This is a genomic window from Tenacibaculum sp. MEBiC06402 (assembly GCF_049239625.1).
Lineage (GTDB): Bacteria > Bacteroidota > Bacteroidia > Flavobacteriales > Flavobacteriaceae > Polaribacter.
Window position 1 is genome coordinate 100,545 of the sequence record NZ_JBMKKT010000099.1, and the last position, 19,321, is coordinate 119,865.

The 19,321-nt window shown below is 31.7% G+C and carries 18 protein-coding genes; 11 read left to right on the plus strand and 7 right to left on the minus strand.

The features are described from left to right. Nucleotides 1-33: 33 nt before the first annotated feature. Nucleotides 34-375: a HopJ type III effector protein gene (locus tag ACOSP6_RS12325; RefSeq protein WP_422094726.1), complete on the minus strand. Its 342-nt coding sequence runs from the start codon at nucleotides 373-375 to the stop codon at nucleotides 34-36. A gap of 117 nt (nucleotides 376-492) precedes the next feature. Between ACOSP6_RS12325 and aspS the strand changes: the two genes are divergently transcribed. The 4 genes from aspS to ACOSP6_RS12345 all read left to right on the plus strand — a co-directional run bounded on the left by aspS (nucleotide 493) and on the right by ACOSP6_RS12345 (nucleotide 6,313). After that, nucleotides 493-2,253 (plus strand): aspartate--tRNA ligase, encoded by a 1,761-nt coding sequence (aspS, locus tag ACOSP6_RS12330; protein WP_422094727.1) that lies wholly within the window; start codon nucleotides 493-495, stop codon nucleotides 2,251-2,253. Between the two features lie 131 nt (nucleotides 2,254-2,384). Beyond that, complete coding sequence (locus tag ACOSP6_RS12335; protein ID WP_422094728.1) at nucleotides 2,385-3,743, plus strand: hypothetical protein; 1,359 nt, start codon at nucleotides 2,385-2,387, stop codon at nucleotides 3,741-3,743. A gap of 79 nt (nucleotides 3,744-3,822) precedes the next feature. After that, on the plus strand, nucleotides 3,823-4,527 hold the full coding sequence (locus tag ACOSP6_RS12340; protein WP_422094729.1) for a DUF6503 family protein: 705 nt from the start codon (nucleotides 3,823-3,825) through the stop codon (nucleotides 4,525-4,527). Between the two features lie 7 nt (nucleotides 4,528-4,534). Further along, nucleotides 4,535-6,313 (plus strand): chloride channel protein, encoded by a 1,779-nt coding sequence (locus tag ACOSP6_RS12345; protein WP_422094730.1) that lies wholly within the window; start codon nucleotides 4,535-4,537, stop codon nucleotides 6,311-6,313. Between the two features lie 12 nt (nucleotides 6,314-6,325). Here ACOSP6_RS12345 and ACOSP6_RS12350 read toward each other — a convergent pair whose 3' ends face one another. The 6 genes from ACOSP6_RS12350 to ACOSP6_RS12375 all read right to left on the minus strand — a co-directional run bounded on the left by ACOSP6_RS12350 (nucleotide 6,326) and on the right by ACOSP6_RS12375 (nucleotide 13,101). Next, entirely contained in the window at nucleotides 6,326-6,967 is a 642-nt protein-coding gene (locus ACOSP6_RS12350) for an energy transducer TonB (protein WP_422094731.1), read from the minus strand. A 257-nt stretch (nucleotides 6,968-7,224) separates the two neighbouring features. Continuing rightward, nucleotides 7,225-8,127: a glycerophosphodiester phosphodiesterase gene (glpQ, locus tag ACOSP6_RS12355; protein WP_422094732.1), complete on the minus strand. Its 903-nt coding sequence runs from the start codon at nucleotides 8,125-8,127 to the stop codon at nucleotides 7,225-7,227. 131 nt (nucleotides 8,128-8,258) lie between these two features. After that, complete coding sequence (locus ACOSP6_RS12360; protein WP_422094733.1) at nucleotides 8,259-9,005, minus strand: hypothetical protein; 747 nt, start codon at nucleotides 9,003-9,005, stop codon at nucleotides 8,259-8,261. 126 nt (nucleotides 9,006-9,131) lie between these two features. Next, nucleotides 9,132-10,046, minus strand: coding sequence for a glutaminase (locus tag ACOSP6_RS12365; protein WP_422095585.1), 915 nt, complete (start codon nucleotides 10,044-10,046; stop codon nucleotides 9,132-9,134). Nucleotides 10,047-10,199: 153 nt separating this feature from the next. Continuing rightward, nucleotides 10,200-12,101, minus strand: coding sequence for an amidophosphoribosyltransferase (locus ACOSP6_RS12370; RefSeq protein ID WP_422094734.1), 1,902 nt, complete (start codon nucleotides 12,099-12,101; stop codon nucleotides 10,200-10,202). A gap of 73 nt (nucleotides 12,102-12,174) precedes the next feature. Then, the gene (locus ACOSP6_RS12375) at nucleotides 12,175-13,101 is read right to left on the minus strand and encodes a PfkB family carbohydrate kinase (protein WP_422094735.1); all 927 of its coding nucleotides are present in this window, start codon (nucleotides 13,099-13,101) and stop codon (nucleotides 12,175-12,177) included. Nucleotides 13,102-13,176: 75 nt separating this feature from the next. Here ACOSP6_RS12375 and ACOSP6_RS12380 point away from each other — a divergent pair, with 75 nt between their 5' ends. The 7 genes from ACOSP6_RS12380 (at nucleotide 13,177) to ACOSP6_RS12410 (ending at nucleotide 19,318) form a co-directional block, all read left to right on the plus strand. Then, the gene (locus ACOSP6_RS12380; RefSeq protein ID WP_422094736.1) at nucleotides 13,177-13,602 is read left to right on the plus strand and encodes a SufE family protein; all 426 of its coding nucleotides are present in this window, start codon (nucleotides 13,177-13,179) and stop codon (nucleotides 13,600-13,602) included. 9 nt (nucleotides 13,603-13,611) lie between these two features. After that, entirely contained in the window at nucleotides 13,612-13,932 is a 321-nt protein-coding gene (locus tag ACOSP6_RS12385; RefSeq protein WP_422094737.1) for a DUF59 domain-containing protein, read from the plus strand. Between the two features lie 11 nt (nucleotides 13,933-13,943). Then, on the plus strand, nucleotides 13,944-14,450 hold the full coding sequence (locus ACOSP6_RS12390; protein ID WP_422094738.1) for a DUF2480 family protein: 507 nt from the start codon (nucleotides 13,944-13,946) through the stop codon (nucleotides 14,448-14,450). A 6-nt stretch (nucleotides 14,451-14,456) separates the two neighbouring features. Further along, entirely contained in the window at nucleotides 14,457-15,332 is an 876-nt protein-coding gene (locus tag ACOSP6_RS12395) for a DUF3078 domain-containing protein (protein ID WP_422094739.1), read from the plus strand. Between the two features lie 85 nt (nucleotides 15,333-15,417). Further along, nucleotides 15,418-16,248: a DUF3078 domain-containing protein gene (locus tag ACOSP6_RS12400; RefSeq protein WP_422094740.1), complete on the plus strand. Its 831-nt coding sequence runs from the start codon at nucleotides 15,418-15,420 to the stop codon at nucleotides 16,246-16,248. Between the two features lie 73 nt (nucleotides 16,249-16,321). Next, nucleotides 16,322-17,395 carry a CNNM domain-containing protein gene (locus ACOSP6_RS12405; RefSeq protein WP_422094741.1) on the plus strand — a complete coding sequence of 358 codons (1,074 nt, stop codon included), beginning with the start codon at nucleotides 16,322-16,324 and terminating at the stop codon, nucleotides 17,393-17,395. A 708-nt stretch (nucleotides 17,396-18,103) separates the two neighbouring features. Beyond that, nucleotides 18,104-19,318, plus strand: a complete 1,215-nt coding sequence (locus ACOSP6_RS12410; RefSeq protein ID WP_422094742.1) for a PIN-like domain-containing protein — start codon at nucleotides 18,104-18,106, stop codon at nucleotides 19,316-19,318. Nucleotides 19,319-19,321: the final 3 nt, after the last annotated feature.

The window sequence follows — 19,321 nt, forward strand, 5'->3', positions numbered from 1 at the left end:
TTCGTTCAACTAAAACTCAAAAAAAAGTCGAAGTTATAGTTTGATTAGTGTTCTATTTTCAAAACTCAACCCTTCAAAGCCAGTTTTCATAAAATTTCTAATATTCTGGTGTCCATTTCCATTTGGATCATTCACAACCTCAGCATAGTATTGACCGAAACAAGCTAAGGTTTCCTCTATTGATAATCCTTCTTGAATTGCAAACGAAAACACTTTACATGAACCTTGATTTTCTGTTGATTGATTTTCTAACTCACCGTTTTTAAATGCCGATGGAGTAAAATTGTAGTTGTTTTCTATAAGATTAATCGTTTCTTTAAAATCAATTGTAGTAGCTTCATTTTGTAATTTATTTTTAAATTCAGATATCGTCATTTGTAATCATATTTTAGAACTACAAAAAAATAGATTATTCAACTTAAAAACTAAACTCTAGTAATTTTTTACAAACTAACATTTATAGTTAAATTTGCGCATCTAAAATTATAGAAAATGTACAGATCGCATTCATGCGGTGAGTTAAGAGCATCGCATATTAATACAGAAGTTACCCTAGCAGGATGGGTTCAAAAATCAAGAGATAAAGGTTTCATGATTTGGGTTGATTTACGAGATCGTTACGGAATTACTCAGTTGATTTTTGATGAAGAGAGAACTTCTAAAGACTTAATGGAAAAAGCAAAAACATTAGGTAGAGAGTTTGTGATTCAAGTAAAAGGAACTGTTATTGAAAGAGCTTCTAAAAATCCAAATATAGAAACTGGAGATATTGAAGTTTTAGTTTCTGAATTAAACATTTTAAACGAAGCAAAATTACCTCCATTTACAATTGAAGATGAAACTGACGGTGGAGAAGATATTCGAATGAAGTATCGTTATTTAGATATTCGTCGTAACCCGGTAAAAAACAGCTTAGTTTTCCGTCATAAAGTTTCAATGGAAGTTCGTAAATATCTTTCTGATAAAGGATTTATTGATGTTGAAACTCCGTATTTAATCAAGTCTACTCCAGAAGGAGCTCGTGATTTCTTAGTTCCTTCAAGAATGAATGCTGGTCAGTTTTACGCGTTACCACAATCGCCACAAACTTTTAAGCAGTTGTTAATGGTTGGTGGAATGGATAAATATTTCCAGATTGTAAAATGTTTTAGAGATGAAGATTTACGTGCCGACCGTCAACCAGAGTTTACACAAATAGACTGTGAAATGGCCTTTGTTGAGCAAGAAGATATTTTAGAGATTTTCGAAGGAATGACTCGTCATTTATTAAAAGAAATTAATGGTGTTGAAGTTGATAAATTCCCAAGAATATCTTTTGATGACGCGATGCGTTTATACGGAAATGACAAACCTGATATTCGTTTCGGAATGCAGTTTGGTGAGTTAAACGAAGTGGCACAACATAAAGATTTCAAAGTATTTAACGAAGCGGAATTAGTTGTAGGTATTGCTGTTCCTGGTGGAGCTTCATACACTAGAAAGGAAATTGATAAATTAATCGATTGGGTGAAGCGTCCGCAAATTGGTGCTTTAGGAATGGTATATGTTAAATGTAATGAAGACGGAAGTTTTAAATCGTCTGTAGATAAGTTTTACGACCAAGATGATTTAGCTAAATGGGCAGAAACTACTGGAGCCAAAGCAGGAGATTTAATTTGTGTTTTATCAGGAAAAACTTCAAAAGTACGTGCACAATTGTCTGCTTTACGTATGGAATTAGCAGAGCGTTTAGGTTTACGTAGACCTGATGAATTTGCGCCATTATGGGTTGTAGATTTCCCATTATTAGAATTAGATGAAGAAACTGGACATTATCATGCAATGCACCATCCATTTACATCACCAAAACCTGGTCAGATTGAATTATTAGATTCGGATCCTGGAGCTGTAAAAGCAAATGCATACGATTTAGTATTAAATGGTAATGAAATCGGTGGTGGTTCTATTAGAATTCACGATAAAGAAACTCAAGCTATTATGTTTAAGCATTTAGGGTTTACTCCTGAAGAAGCAAAAGAGCAGTTTGGTTTCTTAATGGATGCATTTGAATATGGTGCTCCTCCTCACGGTGGTTTAGCCTTTGGTTTAGATAGATTAGTAGCTATTTTAGGTGGACAAGAAACCATTCGTGATTTTATTGCATTCCCAAAGAATAATTCTGGTAGAGATGTAATGATTGATGCGCCTGCAACAATTGACAACGAGCAATTACAAGAATTAAGTATTCAATTGAATGTTCAAGAAGAAGCTTAAAAAATAAATAATACAGACTTTAAAAATCCCGCTTAATGCGGGATTTTTATTCATATTACCTATTCATAGGGATACTTTCATCATGTTGATAAGGTTAGTTTTGAAACTTATTAACTAACTGAAATTCAACAATGAAAAAGTATTTATACCTAGTCTTATTTTTTTGTCCTCATCTTATTTTTGGACAAGAAGAGCTAAACTCCTTTTACAGAAAACTCACAAGTGATATTTCGTTCTTTAAATCTCTTGATACCACTCAATCAAAAGGGTACAACAAAGCCTTAGATTATGTAAAAATGTTGATTGATAGTGAAACTGAAATCGACAAATTAAAATTAAAAATAGCCTTTGGTCTTAGTGGAAATGATAACGGTACAACCAGCAAGTATGTATTTAACTCTGATGCCCGATTAACAAAAGATTTTTACCCATTTAATCTAGATGTCCAAGCATCTATCAGCACCCAAATATTTAATGGAGTTCTTCAAGAAAACATCTCTAATTATCACGTAGGTTTAGACTTCTTTATAACAAGAGCAAATCCAATAGAGCCTGTTAATGAATCGTTGAGTTATTTAAGAAATGATTTAACGATTGAAGGATATGTATATGCTGATAGGTATGCTAATCAATATTTAAACATTAATCAAAGATATGAAGTGGGTGGAGGTTTTATATTCAATTTTTTCAGTGGAAGCTTAACAAAAGAAAAAAGAGCAGGTGACGGAGGAATTACCAGTTTTGACAACTATAAGGACAGTGATTTTGTGGGACTAACTCCTGGAGGAAAAACCAAAATCAAAGCTTTTTATAATAAAACTGCTGTTAAATTGGAAGAGAAATCCATCAATGAAAATCCAACCCCGAGTTCGAAAGATAAAAAAGAAGTAAAACTCATCTTATGTGGAAAAGCAGACTGTAAAGATTTACCGGTAAATGATAAAATAAAAATAACAGACAATTCACTGCTAACAAAAGCTAGAAGAAAAATTTCAAATGCATTTAAAAAACGACATAGTAGCTTCCGCTTAGCTCTTTTGACGGGTGTATTTTATGAAATTGAAAAAGGTAACGCAAGTGATTCCTTATCTCTTGCAAATAGTGATGCTGTACAATTTGAAACAAGAGAAATTCCTACGACAAATTTCTTACGTTGGCAATTTCGACCTACGTTCGAGTTTCAGAACGATAACTTTTCTATAAAATTTAAACATTATTTTAAAATGCCTATGCCTTGGGAATGGAATAGTAAGGTTGAATCTCAAGTAGATTTGACCAAAGTAAATGAAAAGGTAGATTATTTAATCGACAGTCAAATTTCTGCTTCTTATTCAATTAGTAAAAAATTCAATGTTGTTCTTACTTTTCGTCATATTTATGACAATGCTCCAAAACGGGTTTTTATTGATATCAATGGAGAGCAAGAGCTATTATCTGCTAGGAATAATAACACTCAGTTTAATTTTACCCTCGAATATAAATTATTATAACGTAGTAAAATTGACTAATAAAAAATCTCGTATTTATGCGGGATTTTTTATTACTTTTATGTATTACCAACTACACACCATGACTAGAAATATCTTTTTTTTCGTTTTCGTTATTACTTTTTCTATTTCTTACGCTCAACAATTAACAGGAAAACAGTTGTTAGATAAATCAATTCAATATCATGACCCAAATGGAAATTGGGCAACTTTTAATGGAACTCTAAAAGTAACCATGACAATTCCTGACAAACCAAATAGAGACAGCGAAATAAAGATTGATTTACCCAACGAATACTTTTATGTAAAAGCTGCAAGAGGAAAAAACACAACTGAATACACGGTTGATAAAGGAAATTGTATAATCGCTTTTAACGGTGTTAAAAACCCTTCAGAAGCTATTTTAAAAGAACATAAACTGAGTTGTGACAGAGCAAATCTCTATAAAAACTATTACACTTATTTGTATGGGCTTCCGATGAAGTTAAAAGACAATGGAACAAACATTCATGAGAAAGTAGAAAAGAAAAAGTTTAAAGGAAAGGAGTATTTAGTGTTAAAAGTAACTTATGACGAAAGCATTGGAAAAGATACTTGGTATTTTTACTTTAATCCCACGACTTATGCCATGGAAATATATCAGTTTTTTAAAGAAACTAAAGATAGTGGCGAATATATTTTACTTTCTGATGAAGAAGAAATCAATGGCATTAAAATGCCAAAAGTAAGAGCTTGGTATTATAATAAAAATGATGGGTATTTAGGAACGGATACTTTACTGAAATAATACATTCATGCTATTCTCTAAAAACACTTTAAAACAGATTTTAATCTGGCGTTATAAAAATGTTTCTGAGCGCCAGTTTGTTTATATTTTAAGTGTTTTAGTGGGTTTTTTAGCCGGTTTAGGAACATTAGTTCTAAAAAACCTTACCTATTTTTTCCATTGGGTTTTGGAAGGAAATTTAATTAAAGACTATCATTACTCTTTTTACTTTCTATTTCCAATTATAGGATTACTTATTGTAAACGGAATCAAAAAATACTTTTTAAAGAGAGAAATAGGACACGGTATTTCTACAACTCTAGAAGCTATTTCTAAAAGAAATGGAATCATCAAACAATATAGAATTTACGCTTCAATTATTACTGCTCCAATCACTGTTGGTTTTGGGGGTTCTGTGGGATTACAAGGTCCCGCAGTAAGTACAGGTGCCGCTCTAGGTTCTGGGATTTCCCAGTTATTTCATATGAATACCAAAACTAGAATGCTATTAATTGGTTGCGCAGCTGCCGGAGCTATGGCATCTATGTTTCAATCTCCAATTGCAGCTATTATTTTTGCTATTGAGGTTTTTAGTTTAGATATGGCTTTTGTATCCTTAATTCCTTTACTATTAGCCTCTGTATCGGCAATTATTACTTCCTATTTTTTTCTAGGACATGACCTTCTTTTTTCCGTAAAAATTCAAGAAGTATTTGAAATAAGAGATCTTGCTTTTTATATTCTTTTAGCAATTGTAACAGGATTTGCCTCCGTATATTTTTCAAAAATCTACTTTAATATTATCAACTTTTTTAATCGCTTTAAAAAGTCATCTCATAAGTTATTTTGGAGTTTAATAACTATCGGTTTGTTACTTTTATTAATCCCGCCTTTGTATGGTGAAGGATATACAATTATTAATAATTTATTATTGAACAATGCTCCTGAGGCATTACAAGGTTTGCCTTATGATTTTGATAAATCTAATGTGTGGACGGTCATTATATTTTTACTATTAATTGGTGTTTTTAAAGTAGTCGCAATGACAACTACGTTCGCTGCTGGAGGTGTTGGTGGAATTTTTATTCCAACCTTGGTAATGGGCAGTATTTTAGGAAACGTTCTTGCTAAAAGCATTAATATGTTGGGTTTTTCAGTTTCTGAAACAAACTTTACACTTGTTGGTATGACAGGACTTATGGCTGGTGTGCTACACGCGCCTTTAACTGCTATTTTCTTAATTGCAGAAATTACTGGAGGTTATGAGTTGTTTGTTCCTTTGATGTTAGTTGCTGCGGTTTCATACTCCATAACAAAATATTTTGTATCAAATTCTATTTACACTGTTGAACTTGCCGAAAGAGGAGAACTTCTAACACATGACAAAGACAAAAATGTTATGATGATGATGGATATTAAAAAAATCATCGAAAAAAACTTTGTAAGAGTTTCTTTAGAAATGAGTCTACGACAAATGCTTGTCTCAGCCGTAACGAAATCCAACCGTAATATTTTTCCAGTTCTTAATAAAGAAAAAGAATTTTTAGGAATTGTACTATTAGATGATATTCGACCAATAATGTTTGATGAAAAACTGTATGATGAACTAAGCGTTTCAGATTTTATGAAAAGTGCTCCTGCTGTAATTTTCGATACAGATACTATCGAACAAATAATGCAAAAATTTAAAGAAAGTGGCGCTTGGAATTTACCTGTAGTAAAAGATAATGGCGTTTACATAGGTTTTATATCAAAGTCAAAATTACTCTCAGCATACCGAGCTAAACTTCTTCAATTTACATCGTAATATCTTAAAAGACTATTTATTTACTTCAAACTTTATAGCCATTAAGTGTTTTACATTAACTAGCTCATCATCTATTTTACCTGGATTAAACTTCGGTAAATTTTTAATCACTTTTGCTGCCTCAACTTCAAATAATTCTCCGTTTATCGGTCCTAAGGTTACGATATTTTTAACGTCTCCGTTTACGTCTATTACAAAACTGGTCCAAACAATTCCCTCGACGCCATTATGTTCTAATACAGAAGGGTATATCAAATTATCAGATACATAAGCCTCCAGCACATCTTTAAATCTTCCTTTATATTTAGCTTGGTTTTCTAAAGAAACTAAAGTAGGCTCCTGAGTAACTTCCCCTAAATAAACATCTTTAGCTTTTATCTTTTTTACAACTATATTTTTGGTGGAACTAACACTCTTCAAATTCTTTCTAAGTGTATGATAGTAGTTATTTCTTCTAGTTCTTAAATATCTTTTAGTTTTTACTTTAGGAAGTTCTTCTTTTACTTCTTCATTTTGACTTAAGCATTTATCGATAGTATTTAGTTCCATTAAAAGGTCATCTTCTGAAGAGCCTGTACAAACTTCGTTTTGAGAGAATAATAAAGAACTCGTAAATAGCGAAAAGCTCACAATGAATAGTTGTTTAAATGTCATAATAATTTGTTTTAGTGGTGGTTAAAAATGATTTGTTATGGTTTTATAACACCACAAATAACCTTCAGAAGAAGTAGATGTGAAAACAAATGTATGTGAGAAGGAAAAATGACGTTTAAAAAGGAATAAAATGTGGTGAAAATATATGCAACACCTTTATTTTAATAGAAAGCATCATTACATCGGTTCGTTAAAAACGAAAAAAAGGAGGTTGAAAAAACCCATATAATGAAGTGTAATTATTTACCTTTTCTATTCTAACGCTTCAAAATTTCGATTACTTTATCTGGAAAATCGGTAAAACAACCATCAACATTTGCTTCAAAAAGAAGTGTTTTTACATGCTCTTCAAATGAAGAAAAATCTCCTAATTGATCGGCTCTTAATGTATATGTATGAACTTTTAAACCTAATTGATGAGCGTTTTTAACTAAGGAAGTAAACTGCCATTTTCCATCAATTTTTTTATCTACGATTTGCTTGTACCAAGGCCCAATTCCATCGGCATAAGTTGCGAAATGGTCTAGTTTTTTAGTTTCTTCAGGAAACTCAATTAATTGAATTAAGAATAAATCAGATTTTAGCTCCTTTCTTACACGCTCAAGCTCTTTGGCATCGAAACATTGGAAGATACAATTATCTTTCTTAGAAGTATATCCGTATTCAGAAAGAATATCTAAAGTGATTTTTGCAATATCTTTTCCGTTTTGATGATGGAATTCAGGATTTTTAATCTCAGGGTAAATACCAATATTATTCCCCGTACTTTTATTTAAGCCTTGAATTAACTCTATTTCTTGCTGTAACGAATGAAGTTTAAAACTTCCTTTTCCTTTTGGAAAACGATTTGGATAAAATTGTTTTCCTGTTTTAGGATCAAAGCGTTCAGAAACATTCAAACTCTGCAATTCGTCAAACGTAAAATCGATAACATAATACCTATCATCTTCTCGTTTTCTTTCAGGAAATTTTACAGCAACATCGGTAACATCATCTAAATAAATATCATGAATCACTACAGGAACATCATCTTTACTCAATACTAAATCTTGCTCAATAAAATCAGGCTTCATTGCATACGCCATTGCTTTCGCTTCCATTGTATGTTCTGGTAAATATCCTGAAGCTCCACGATGAGCAACAACAATTTTTGAGTTCATAATTTCTTTTTTTAAATTCTCTTTTGAAGGTGTTTCACAATTCCAAAAAAACAGAATAATTACTATTGGAAAAAACCATTTCATAAATATGATGTTTCCCGTAAAAATAGATAAAATGTAAAAAAGTAATTTTAATATTCTATTAAGAATTCATTGATTGCATCTGGACTTAAAGTAACCGCTTCTGTTCTTCGGTTTTCATAAACTCCGTTCTTTTTAACTGTATAATCAAGATAAACTTTTCTATATGCCCCAGGAACTTTCCCTTCTATTACAGAATGCACGTTTACACCATTCCACTCTAACATACTGGCGACTGTATTTCCATTATCAAAAAACACATTTGTGTTTTCATAATTAATAAGAGATTGCCTTACCAATCCATAACGTCTTAGACCTTCTTCATTATCTCTAAAATGACCAATTGTGATATTATCTTCTTCATTAAATGGATTCGTATTTTTCACTGTTATTTTTATTGAAGCATACCTATTTACTTTAATTACTGGCAACTCATCATTCATTAATTTTTCTATGGAATAACTTTGTTGAAAAGAACTCGCCTGATAATTTTTATTTTTACTTTTTGTAAAAAATTTTAAGTCATTATCCTTTTCCTCATAATTTACTAAAACAGAAAATTCTCCATTATCATCTGTGATTGTAGTTCCTTCGTCTTTTGTAACACATGTATACAAAATTCCACTACCAACGGGTTTACATACTTCATAATCTATTTCAATACCTGAAACAGGTTCGTTCGTTACATTATCAACAACTTTGCCTTCAAATAAAAAGTCGTTTAAGTTTTCGTTATTTTCAAAACAGGAAAAATTGACAACCAAAAACAACAACATTACATACTTTAAGTTTTTCATTTTAGTAGATTTAAATTTGAATAACGAAAGTAATTTTCACCCCAAAAAAAAGTATCCCAAATCATACAGACTATAAGATTTGGGATACTTTTTAACACTTTTTAAACTTCCGCTTATGCTAGAATACTAAAAAATCGATTGTTCAGTTTCTGTGGTAAACGCCTCTAAAAACTTCATTCCACGATAGGAGTTTCCTTTTTCATTCAACTTCGGACTCCAAACTGTAATACAATATTTCTCAGGATAAACTGCCACGATTCCACCTCCAACTCCACTTTTACCTGGTAATCCTACACGAAAAGAAAACTCACCAGATTCGTCGTAAAAACCACACGTTTGCATTATAGCATTGATTCTTTTCGTTTTACTCAAACTCAATACTTTCTTTCCTTTTGATGTGGTAAAATTCGGGTTTGCCAAAAACATAAAAACTCTCGATAATTCCTGACAACTCATTTCGATAGAACAGATATGAAAATAAAAATCTAACACTTCTTCAGGTTCGTTTTTAATATTTCCAAAAGACTTGATAAAATTGCACAAAGCCTTATTTCTATAACCAACCGAAGCTTCTGATTTCGCAACTGCCTCAGAATAATTTATCTCACTAGAATGACACAATTCTCTAACCGCATTTAAAAAATCTCCTTTTGGGTTTTTATAATAACTCACCAGCATATCACATATAACCATAGCGCCACTATTCATGAATGGATTTCTCGGAATTCCAAGATCTGATTCTAACTGAACTAATGAGTTAAACGGTGTTCCCGAAGGTTCAACATCTACTCGTTTCCAAATTTCATCACCAAAAATTTGATATGCTACACATAATGACAATACTTTAGAGATACTTTGAATGGAGAATTTTGTTTGCCAATTCCCTATTCCATATTCATCGTTTTGGATGGTTCGCAAACAAACTCCAAAATTATCTGAATCAACTTTCGCCAACTCTGGTATATACGTGGCAATTGCTCCATTGTCTTTTTCCGAAATTACCTCTCGATATATTTTCTCTAAAATACTATTATACTCAATTGTTTTTCCTTCTATTCTCATGTCTTCATTCTTAAGAATTACTAAAAAGCAATGTAGAATAAATTATCTGAATTTGTATAAATCAGTACTTAAATGTAAAAACAAAAAAAGACCGCCGAAAAGCAGTCTTTATATCTTCAATTGTGCGTTTAATTAATACGCTCTTTTATTGTTTCCTTCGTAAAAGTTAATGAAAGCTTGATTAACAACTCTGTGTCCACCAGGTGTTGGATAATCACCAGTGAAATACCAATCTCCTTTATGATCTGGACACGAATTATGCAATCCTTCAACAGTTTGATAAATGATTTCTACCTCCGCGTTGATTCCATCAGTTTTTAACATCTCCGCAATTTTTGCCGAAATTTCCTCATGTGTAAAAGGGGCATAAATTTCTTTTACAAAATTTACAATAACTTCTTTATCCTCAATAGATTGTTGTGCTTTACATTTTTCATAAACCTCATCTACGATATGATACATGTTTCGCTCTTTAAGTAATTCTAAAGCCGCTTTAAATGCGATAAAATCACCAATTCTAGCCATATCAATTCCGTAGCAATCTGGATAGCGAATCTGTGGAGCAGAAGAAACTACTACTATTTTCTTAGGCGACAATCTGTCTAAGATTTTAATAATACTTTTCTTTAATGTTGTTCCTCTTACAATACTATCATCAATAATAACTAGGTTATCCGTTGGTTTTACAACTCCGTAAGTAACATCGTAAACGTGAGCTACTAAATCATCACGACTACTATCATCCGTAATAAACGTTCTTAGTTTTGCATCTTTAATGGCGATTTTTTCAAAACGTGGCCTTTCTGATAAAATTTCAGTAACACGCTCAGCAGATAATTTTCCACCACCAGCTAAGATTTCAGCTGTTTTCTGTTGATTTAAAACATCTTCAGCGGCTTCCATCATTCCATAGAAAGAAGTTTCAGCTGTATTCGGAATGTAAGTAAACACTGTATTTGAAATATCGTCATTGATAGACTTTAAAACTTCAGGAAACACAAATTTCCCTAAGTTTTTACGCTCTTGATAAATATCTGCATCACTTCCTCTTGAAAAATAAATACGCTCAAAAGAACATGAAAGTTTTTCTCTTTTCTTAATAACTCTTTCTAAAGAAGTACTACCATTTTTCTTAATAATTAAAGCTTTACCACGAGGTAATTCTTTAACATCTTCAATAGGAACGTTAAAAGTAGTTTGAATAACAGGTCTTTCAGAAGCCACTACAACAACTTCATCATCTTGATACCAGAAAGCAGGACGAATTCCTGACGGGTCTCTTAATACAAAAGCATCTCCATGTCCTAGTAAACCAGCCATTGCGTAACCTCCATCCCAGTTTCTAGAAGATCTTTTTAAAATTCGTTGAATATCTAAATTCTCCTCTATAAAAGGTGATGCTTGTTTTTTATTAAATCCAGCAGCTTTGGCTTTTTTATACGTTTGAGAAACTTCGTCTTCTAAAAAATGACCGATTTTCTCCATTACAGTAACCGTATCGGTAGCTTCTTTTGGATGCTGACCTAAACTAACTAACTCCTTCATCAATTCTCCAGAATTTGTCATGTTAAAGTTACCTGCAACAATCAAGTTTTTGTGCTTCCAGTTACTCTGACGTAAAAATGGGTGAACGTTTTCGATACTATTTCCTCCAAAAGTTCCATATCGAACATGTCCTAAAAATAAATTTCCGATATACGGCATATTTTCTTCTTGCCATTTTACATCTTCTAATTTCTCAGGATCTTTCTCAAAAATATCATTGATTCTATTATTAATTTGACCAAAAATATCTTGAATCGGTTGTGTTTTGTTTGATCGGATTCTGCTAATGTATCTTGTTCCTGGATCTACGTTAAACTTAATACTTGCCAAACCTGCACCGTCCTGTCCTCTATTGTGTTGTTTCTCCATAAGAAGATACAACTTGTTTAAACCGTAAAAAGCAGTACCGTACTTTTCTTTATAATACTCAAGGGGCTTTAATAATCTAACTAAGGCAATTCCACATTCGTGCTTTAAAAAATCACTCATTAATTATTCTTTATGTTGTGTTGTGTGTTTGTTTTATAAAATAAAAATCCGCGCAACAAGGCGCGGATATGTGTTAAACTAATTCGATATCAAATTGTGTAAGCTGTTTAAATGCTTGTAAACGAGATTGCACTTCTGGTTTTGTTAGTTCTTCCATGCGTTCTGTTCCAAATTTCTCAACGCAAAATGACGCTAAGTTTGATCCAAAAATAATTGCGTTCTTCATATTCTCGAATGAATAATCTTCTGTTTTTGATAAATATCCACAGAAACCACCTGCAAATGTATCTCCTGCTCCTGTAGGATCAAATACTTCAGCTAATGGTAATGCAGGCGCAAAGAACATGTTTTCTTCATTAAACAATAATGCTCCGTGCTCTCCTTTTTTAATTACTACATATTTAGGACCCATTTCATGGATTTTCTTAGCAGCATTCACTAAAGAATATTCTCCACTTAACTGACGTGCTTCTTCATCATTGATAGTGATTACATCCACTCTTTTTAACACCTCGTGTAAATCGTTTAATGCGATATCCATCCAGAAGTTCATTGTATCTAAAACTACTAACTTCGGTCTTTCGTTCATTTGATCTAAAACAGAAGCTTGTGTCAAAGGATGTAAATTTCCTAGCATTACAACAGGTGAATCTTTAAAAGATTCTGGAACAACAGGATTAAATGTTTCTAATACATTTAACTCAGTTACTAAGGTATCTCTAGAGTTCATATCATTATGATACTTTCCACTCCAGAAAAAAGTTTTTCCGTCTTTTACGATTTCAATTCCTGTAGTATCAATTCCTTTTTCCTGCATCATATCTAAATACGATTGTGGAAAATCTCCTCCAACTACAGAAACTACTCCTGTTTGTACTCCAAATTGAGAAGCTGCTAACCCAACAAAGGTTCCAGATCCTCCTAAAATTTTATCAGTTTTGCCAAAAGGTGTTTCAATTGCATCAAAAGCAACTGTTCCTACTGCTAATAGTTTACTCATTTATTAATTTTTATCAGTAATTTTGCACAATAAATGCACAAAACAATTTGTAAAGTGCAAAAATAGTTCTAAAAAATGACTATCAAAGAAATACAAGAAGAAATTATTGATGAGTTTTCAATGTTTGAAGACTGGATGGAGCGTTACGAATATATTATTGAGTTAGGAAAATCTTTACCTATCATTGATGAGCAATACAAGTTAGATGAAAATTTAATTAAAGGTTGCCAATCAAAAGTATGGATGCATTCTGAAATTGAGGGTGACATTATCAAGTTCACAGCCGATAGTGACGCTATTTTAACAAAAGGAATTGTTGCGTTATTATTACGTGTTTTTTCCGACCAAAAACCACAAGACATTTTAAATGCGGATACTAATTTTATTGACGAAATTGGTTTGAAAGAGCATTTAAGTCCAACAAGAGCGAATGGTTTAGTTTCGATGGTGAAACAAATTAAAATGTATGCCATTGCTCAGCAATCTAAATTAACAAGTTAATATTTTATTATGACTGAAGAGAACTTAGAAGAATTAGGAGATAAAATCGTACGTGTTTTAAAAACCATATTTGACCCGGAAATTCCTGTAGATATTTACGAATTAGGATTGATTTATGATGTTTTTATTTCAGAAGAAAACGATGCAAAAATATTAATGACATTAACATCACCTAACTGCCCTGTTGCTGAAACATTACCAGTTGAAGTAGAAGAAAAAGTGAAAACCTTAAAAGAAATTAATGATTGTGAGGTAGAAATTACTTTTGATCCTACTTGGACTCAAGATATGATGAGTGAAGAAGCAAAACTTGAATTAGGAATGTTGTAAAAATCTTTTCTATGGCAGAAGAAATTATTAACAGAGTTGCAAATAGTAAGCTAGTCACTGTTGATCTAGAAGATTTTTATCCTTCAGGACAACGTATTGTATTTGACATTTCAGATTGGCTATTCGAAGGTTTACTTTTAAAAGAAAAAGACTTCAGGGAGCAAGTGAAAAACTACGATTGGTCTCAATATAAAGATGCCTATGTAGCTTTGACTTGTTCAACAGACGCTATAATTCCTTCTTGGGCTTATTTGTTGTTAACAACACAACTTAATCCCTTTGCTAAAAAAGTAGTTATTGGTAATTTAGAGCTGTTAGAAACAATAGTATTTACTGAGATTATAAGTGAATTGGATGTAAGCTCTTTTCAAGACAAACCTGTTATTATAAAAGGTTGTTCATCTAAACCAATTCCTGAAACTGCATACACTTTATTAATCAGTAAGGTACAGCCAGTTGCAAAATCAATTATGTTTGGTGAAGCTTGTTCAACTGTTCCATTATACAAGAAAAAATAATTCCCTATGTTTTTTAATACAATAAAAAAACTAAGTTTCTTTATTTTATTATTAAGTCAAATCACGTTTTCGCAAGAAACGACAGCAGAAGAAAGTACAAAAAAAGACAGTATTCCTAAAAAGTGGAATACCATAACCAAGTTAACGTTTATTTTAAACCAATCTACTTTTTCAAATTGGGTAGCGGGTGGTACTAACACAGTTGCCGGAAATGTGAATATCAATTACGAGTTTAACTACAAAAAAAAGAATTGGAATTGGGATAATAAAGTTACCTCAGCTTATGGATTGAGTTATATAGACAAACAAGGAGTTAGAAAAACTGATGATCGACTTGAATACAATTCTTTACTTGGCTATAAATCAAAAAAAGACTGGTTCTTCTCTTTCTATAACAATTTAAAAACTCAATTTACAAGAGGTTACGATTATAAAAAAACTCCTGCATTACCAATTTCTGATTTGTTTTCTCCAGCTTACTTAAGCTTCGGACCAGGTATGCTATGGAAAAAATCTGATAATAAATTTATAAACATTGCTCCTTCTTCCTCAAGATTTACTTTTGTTTCTGAAGAATTTTCAGGAAAGTATGGTGTAGATGAAGGAAAAACAACCAACTTTGGTTTAGGGTTTAACTTATCATCTTATTATAAGTTTTCAATCACGGAAACTCTAACAATGGAAAACATCTTGGCATTGTATGCTGATTATCTCGACAATCCGCAAAATGTAGATATTGATTATCAAATTAACTTTTTAGTTAAAATCAGTGATATTTTTTCTGCCAATCTCGGGTTTCATACAATTATAGATGACAATGCTTCCAGTAAAATTCAATTTCGACAACTTTTTGGACTAGGTGTTAATTATGTTATTCTGTAAATGTGACTTTTTCCTTCAAGTTTCGTCTAAATAGCAGAAGAAAGCGTAGTTTTGCGCAAAAATTTATTTAATTAATTTTTATAAAATGAAAAAATTATTAGCTATTGCTATAGTATTAGGTGGATTAACTCTTTCTGCACAAGAGAAGAAAAAAGAAGAACCAAAGGAAGGATGGAAAAAAGAAGGTACTATTTCTTTTCTCTTTAATCAATCGGCTTTTAATAACTGGTTAGCCGGTGGTACAAACAGTATTGCAGGTAACTTAAATTTAAATTACGATTTTAATTATTTAAAAGGTGATTGGAACTGGGACAACAAAATTATTGCTTCATACGGTTTAACGAAATTAAAGGGTGAAGATTTACAAAAAACAGATGACCGTTTTGAGTTAAACTCATTATTGGGTAAAAAAGCTACAGGGTATTGGTTTTACTCTGCATTTTTTAACTTTAAAACGCAAATGTCTTCTACCGATGTAAATGGAGTTCAACAATCTCACTTTTTCTCTCCAGCATATTTCCAATTTGGTCCTGGTATGTTATGGAAAAAGAGCGATAACTTAAAAGTGAATATTGCACCTGGTACGTCTAAATTGGTAGTATTATCAGAAGATTTAGCTCCTGCTTTTGGTGTTGATGCTGGAGAAACCACTCGTTACGAATTAGGTGCTGCTGTAGGTGCTTACTACAAGTTTAAATTAATGGATAATGTAACTGTTGAAAACATTTTAAACTTATACAGCAACTACTTAGAAGATCCTCAAAATGTAGATTTAGATTACACGGTAAACATTGTAATGAAAATCAACAAGTATTTATCAGCTAACTTAGCGTTACAAACAATTTATGACGATAATGCTTTTAAAGGATTTCAAACAAGAGAAGTATTTGGTTTAGGAGTTAACTACAATTTTTAAATCAATTTTATAAAACATTGGAAACCCCAGGTTTATTACTTGGGGTTTTTTTATTTTTACAAAAATTTTCACAATGGGACTACTTATTTTTTATGGTGTAATATCTATACTTTTTTCTTTTATCTGTTCGATATTAGAAGCTGTACTATTGAGTGTTACACCTACTTTCATTAATGTAAAAAAGAAAGAAGGAAAATCATACGCAAAAGGATTAGAAACATTAAAAAAAGATGTTGACAAGCCTTTAATTGCAATTTTAACCTTAAACACCATCGCTCATACTGTTGGTGCGATTTTAGTAGGTTCTGAAGCTGAAAATGTTTTTGTTGGAGATACTGGAACAGGAATTTTTAGTGGCGTTTTTATCGTATCAGCTATTATGACCGTTTTAATTTTAGTTGCTTCAGAAATCATCCCTAAAACAATTGGTGCTACTTATTGGAAATCTCTTGCAGGTATCACCACGAGTACCTTAAATGTGTTAATTTTTATATTTAAATACACAGGAATCATTTGGATTCTTCAATTGTTCACTAAAATGTTTGGAAAAGGCGGACATGGAGAAAGCGTATTGAGTAGAGAAGATTTTTCTGCTATGACTGAAATTGCAGAGAAAGAAGGTGTATTTCAAAAAAATGAAAGTAAGGTTATTAGAAATATGCTTGGTTTCAAAGAAGTTTGGGCAAAGCATATTATGACTCCACGTACAGTGTTAAAAATGGCTGACGCATCACAAACAATTCAATCGTTTTTTGATGAAAACCCTACCTTACGTTTTTCTCGTATTCCATTATATTCTGGAACTACAGATAACATTATTGGTTATGTCTTAAAAGATCAACTTTTAGAAGCTATTATCCGAGGAAAAGGTGAAGAAAAGCTAGAAACTATTAAACGTGATATTATTGTTACTAATAGAGAGTTACCAATTCCTGAGTTATTTGAAAAATTAATAGAACAGAGAGAACACATTGCTTTAGTTGTTGATGAGTTTGGAGCTGTTAGCGGTATTGTTACTCAAGAAGATGCTATTGAAACTTTACTTGGTTTAGAAATTATGGATGAAAGTGATAATGTAGCTAATTTGCAAAGTTTAGCAAGAAAAAGTTGGGAACAACGCGCTAAACGTTTAGGGATTATTGAATAGTTTTTTATAAACTAAAACAGTCTTTAGATTCCTTTTTTATCAACAAAAAGAACGATAGAAATATATTCTATAAATGATAGTTTTCTGTTATTTATTCTTTTTTCCATTGATGAAAAAAGAAACAAAAAAATCTAGTCTTCTTAGATTTTCACTCATAATAATCACATCCTCGAAACGAAATGAAAAGAACTCATCTTCCTTTCGTCAGATTCAAACAGCTTTTCATTTTTGTCGTTTCTTGTGGTGGATTTTATGGCTCAATCTAAAGAGGACTTTTAAACTAGAACTCAAAAGATAAATCATAAAATTGCGTCAAGCTGAACTCTTTTCAGCTTCTCATGATGAGATTCCGAAACAAGTTCGGAATGACATTTAGTACAAACCTCATAATAACGATTTATGTCAGTTCGAGTGACGACGATAGGAGTTGTATCGAGAACTAACTCCAAAACCTCTCTTATCTCTCTTCTCTTTTCTATTATCTATCATCTAAAATAAAAAAAGGGTGTTTTTCCTGTATAACTTTCCTAACAGAAACCTGAAATTGAAAGCCGAAAAAGAATAAGCAATAGCCCAATCCTCCTGTTTCTTTCCTTTTTCTTAGAAATTTTATGAAGTAAAACCAAACTGTGGTTTATACAGGCTTTTTTTGCTGGATAACAGGAATAAAAGTTTATATATAAGCCGTTTGGCTTAATTAAAAAACAAATGAAATCTAAATTTCCTGGCTATTTTAAACTTACAAATAAAGAAATAAATGATTTATGGAAAAGCGCTCTATTCACTTTGGATGCTAATATATTACTCAATCTATATCGTTACTCTGATGAAACTAGAGAAGAATTTTTTAAGATACTAAATAAGCTCAAAAATCGAATATGGATTCCCCATCAATCTGCTCAAGAGTTCTTTAATAATAGGTTAGGAGTAATTAGTCAACAGGAAAAATCATATGAAGAAACTATTTCTTCTTTAAAGTCAATTGAAAAGGAGTTTCACAATTCAAGACAACATCCGTTTCTGTCGGATAAACTTCTCAGTAAGTTCACCTTATTGAATGAAGAAATCTGCAAGCAATTAGAAAGTAATAAAAAATTTCATAATAATAGAATTACAGAAGACGATATACTCTCTAAAATTGAATCATTATTTGATGATAAGGTAGGTAATGAATTTACTGAAGAAGAACTACAAGAAATTTGTAAGGAAGGGGAAATAAGATTCAAAAACAAAGTTCCTCCCGGCTATAAAGATTCTAGCAAAAATGATGATACAGACCTCAATTCAAGAAAATATGGTGATTTCATTGTTTGGAAACAAATAATCCAAAAATCTAAGGATCTCAAACAAGGTGTAATTCTTCTTACTGATGACAGAAAAGAAGATTGGTGGGTTAGGTTTAAAGGTAAAACAATAAGCCCTCGGCCAGAACTTATTAAGGAGTTTCAATTAGAAGCTGAACAATCATTTCATATGTATCAGTCCGATAGATTCTTAGAATTTGCTCGTGATTTCCTTAATGAAAAAGTAGATGAAAAAGCAATAGAAGAAATACGTGAATTAAGGCGATTGGATGAACGAAGACGAATAATGAACTTGCGCAAAGAAGAAGAATATATGAAATATCGTCAAGTTCGGGAATCTTTAATGAAGGAAAGAATGAGCCTAGAAGAAGAGTTAAATTACCTTCATGAAAGAAGGAATCATTTAAAAAACTCTATTGATGAACAATATTTGATTTTAGATAACTCTGACCCTGCTGAATTTGACGAAAGATTATCTACTCGTTTGAAGCATGAATTAAAAATGCTTGATTCTAAATCAGATGAAATTCGAATGCGACTAATGTCACTGAAGGAACGAGAACATAAAGAAAGAATGATAAGAAATAAAGCCATGAATAACAAAGGGTATAGTGTGTAATTC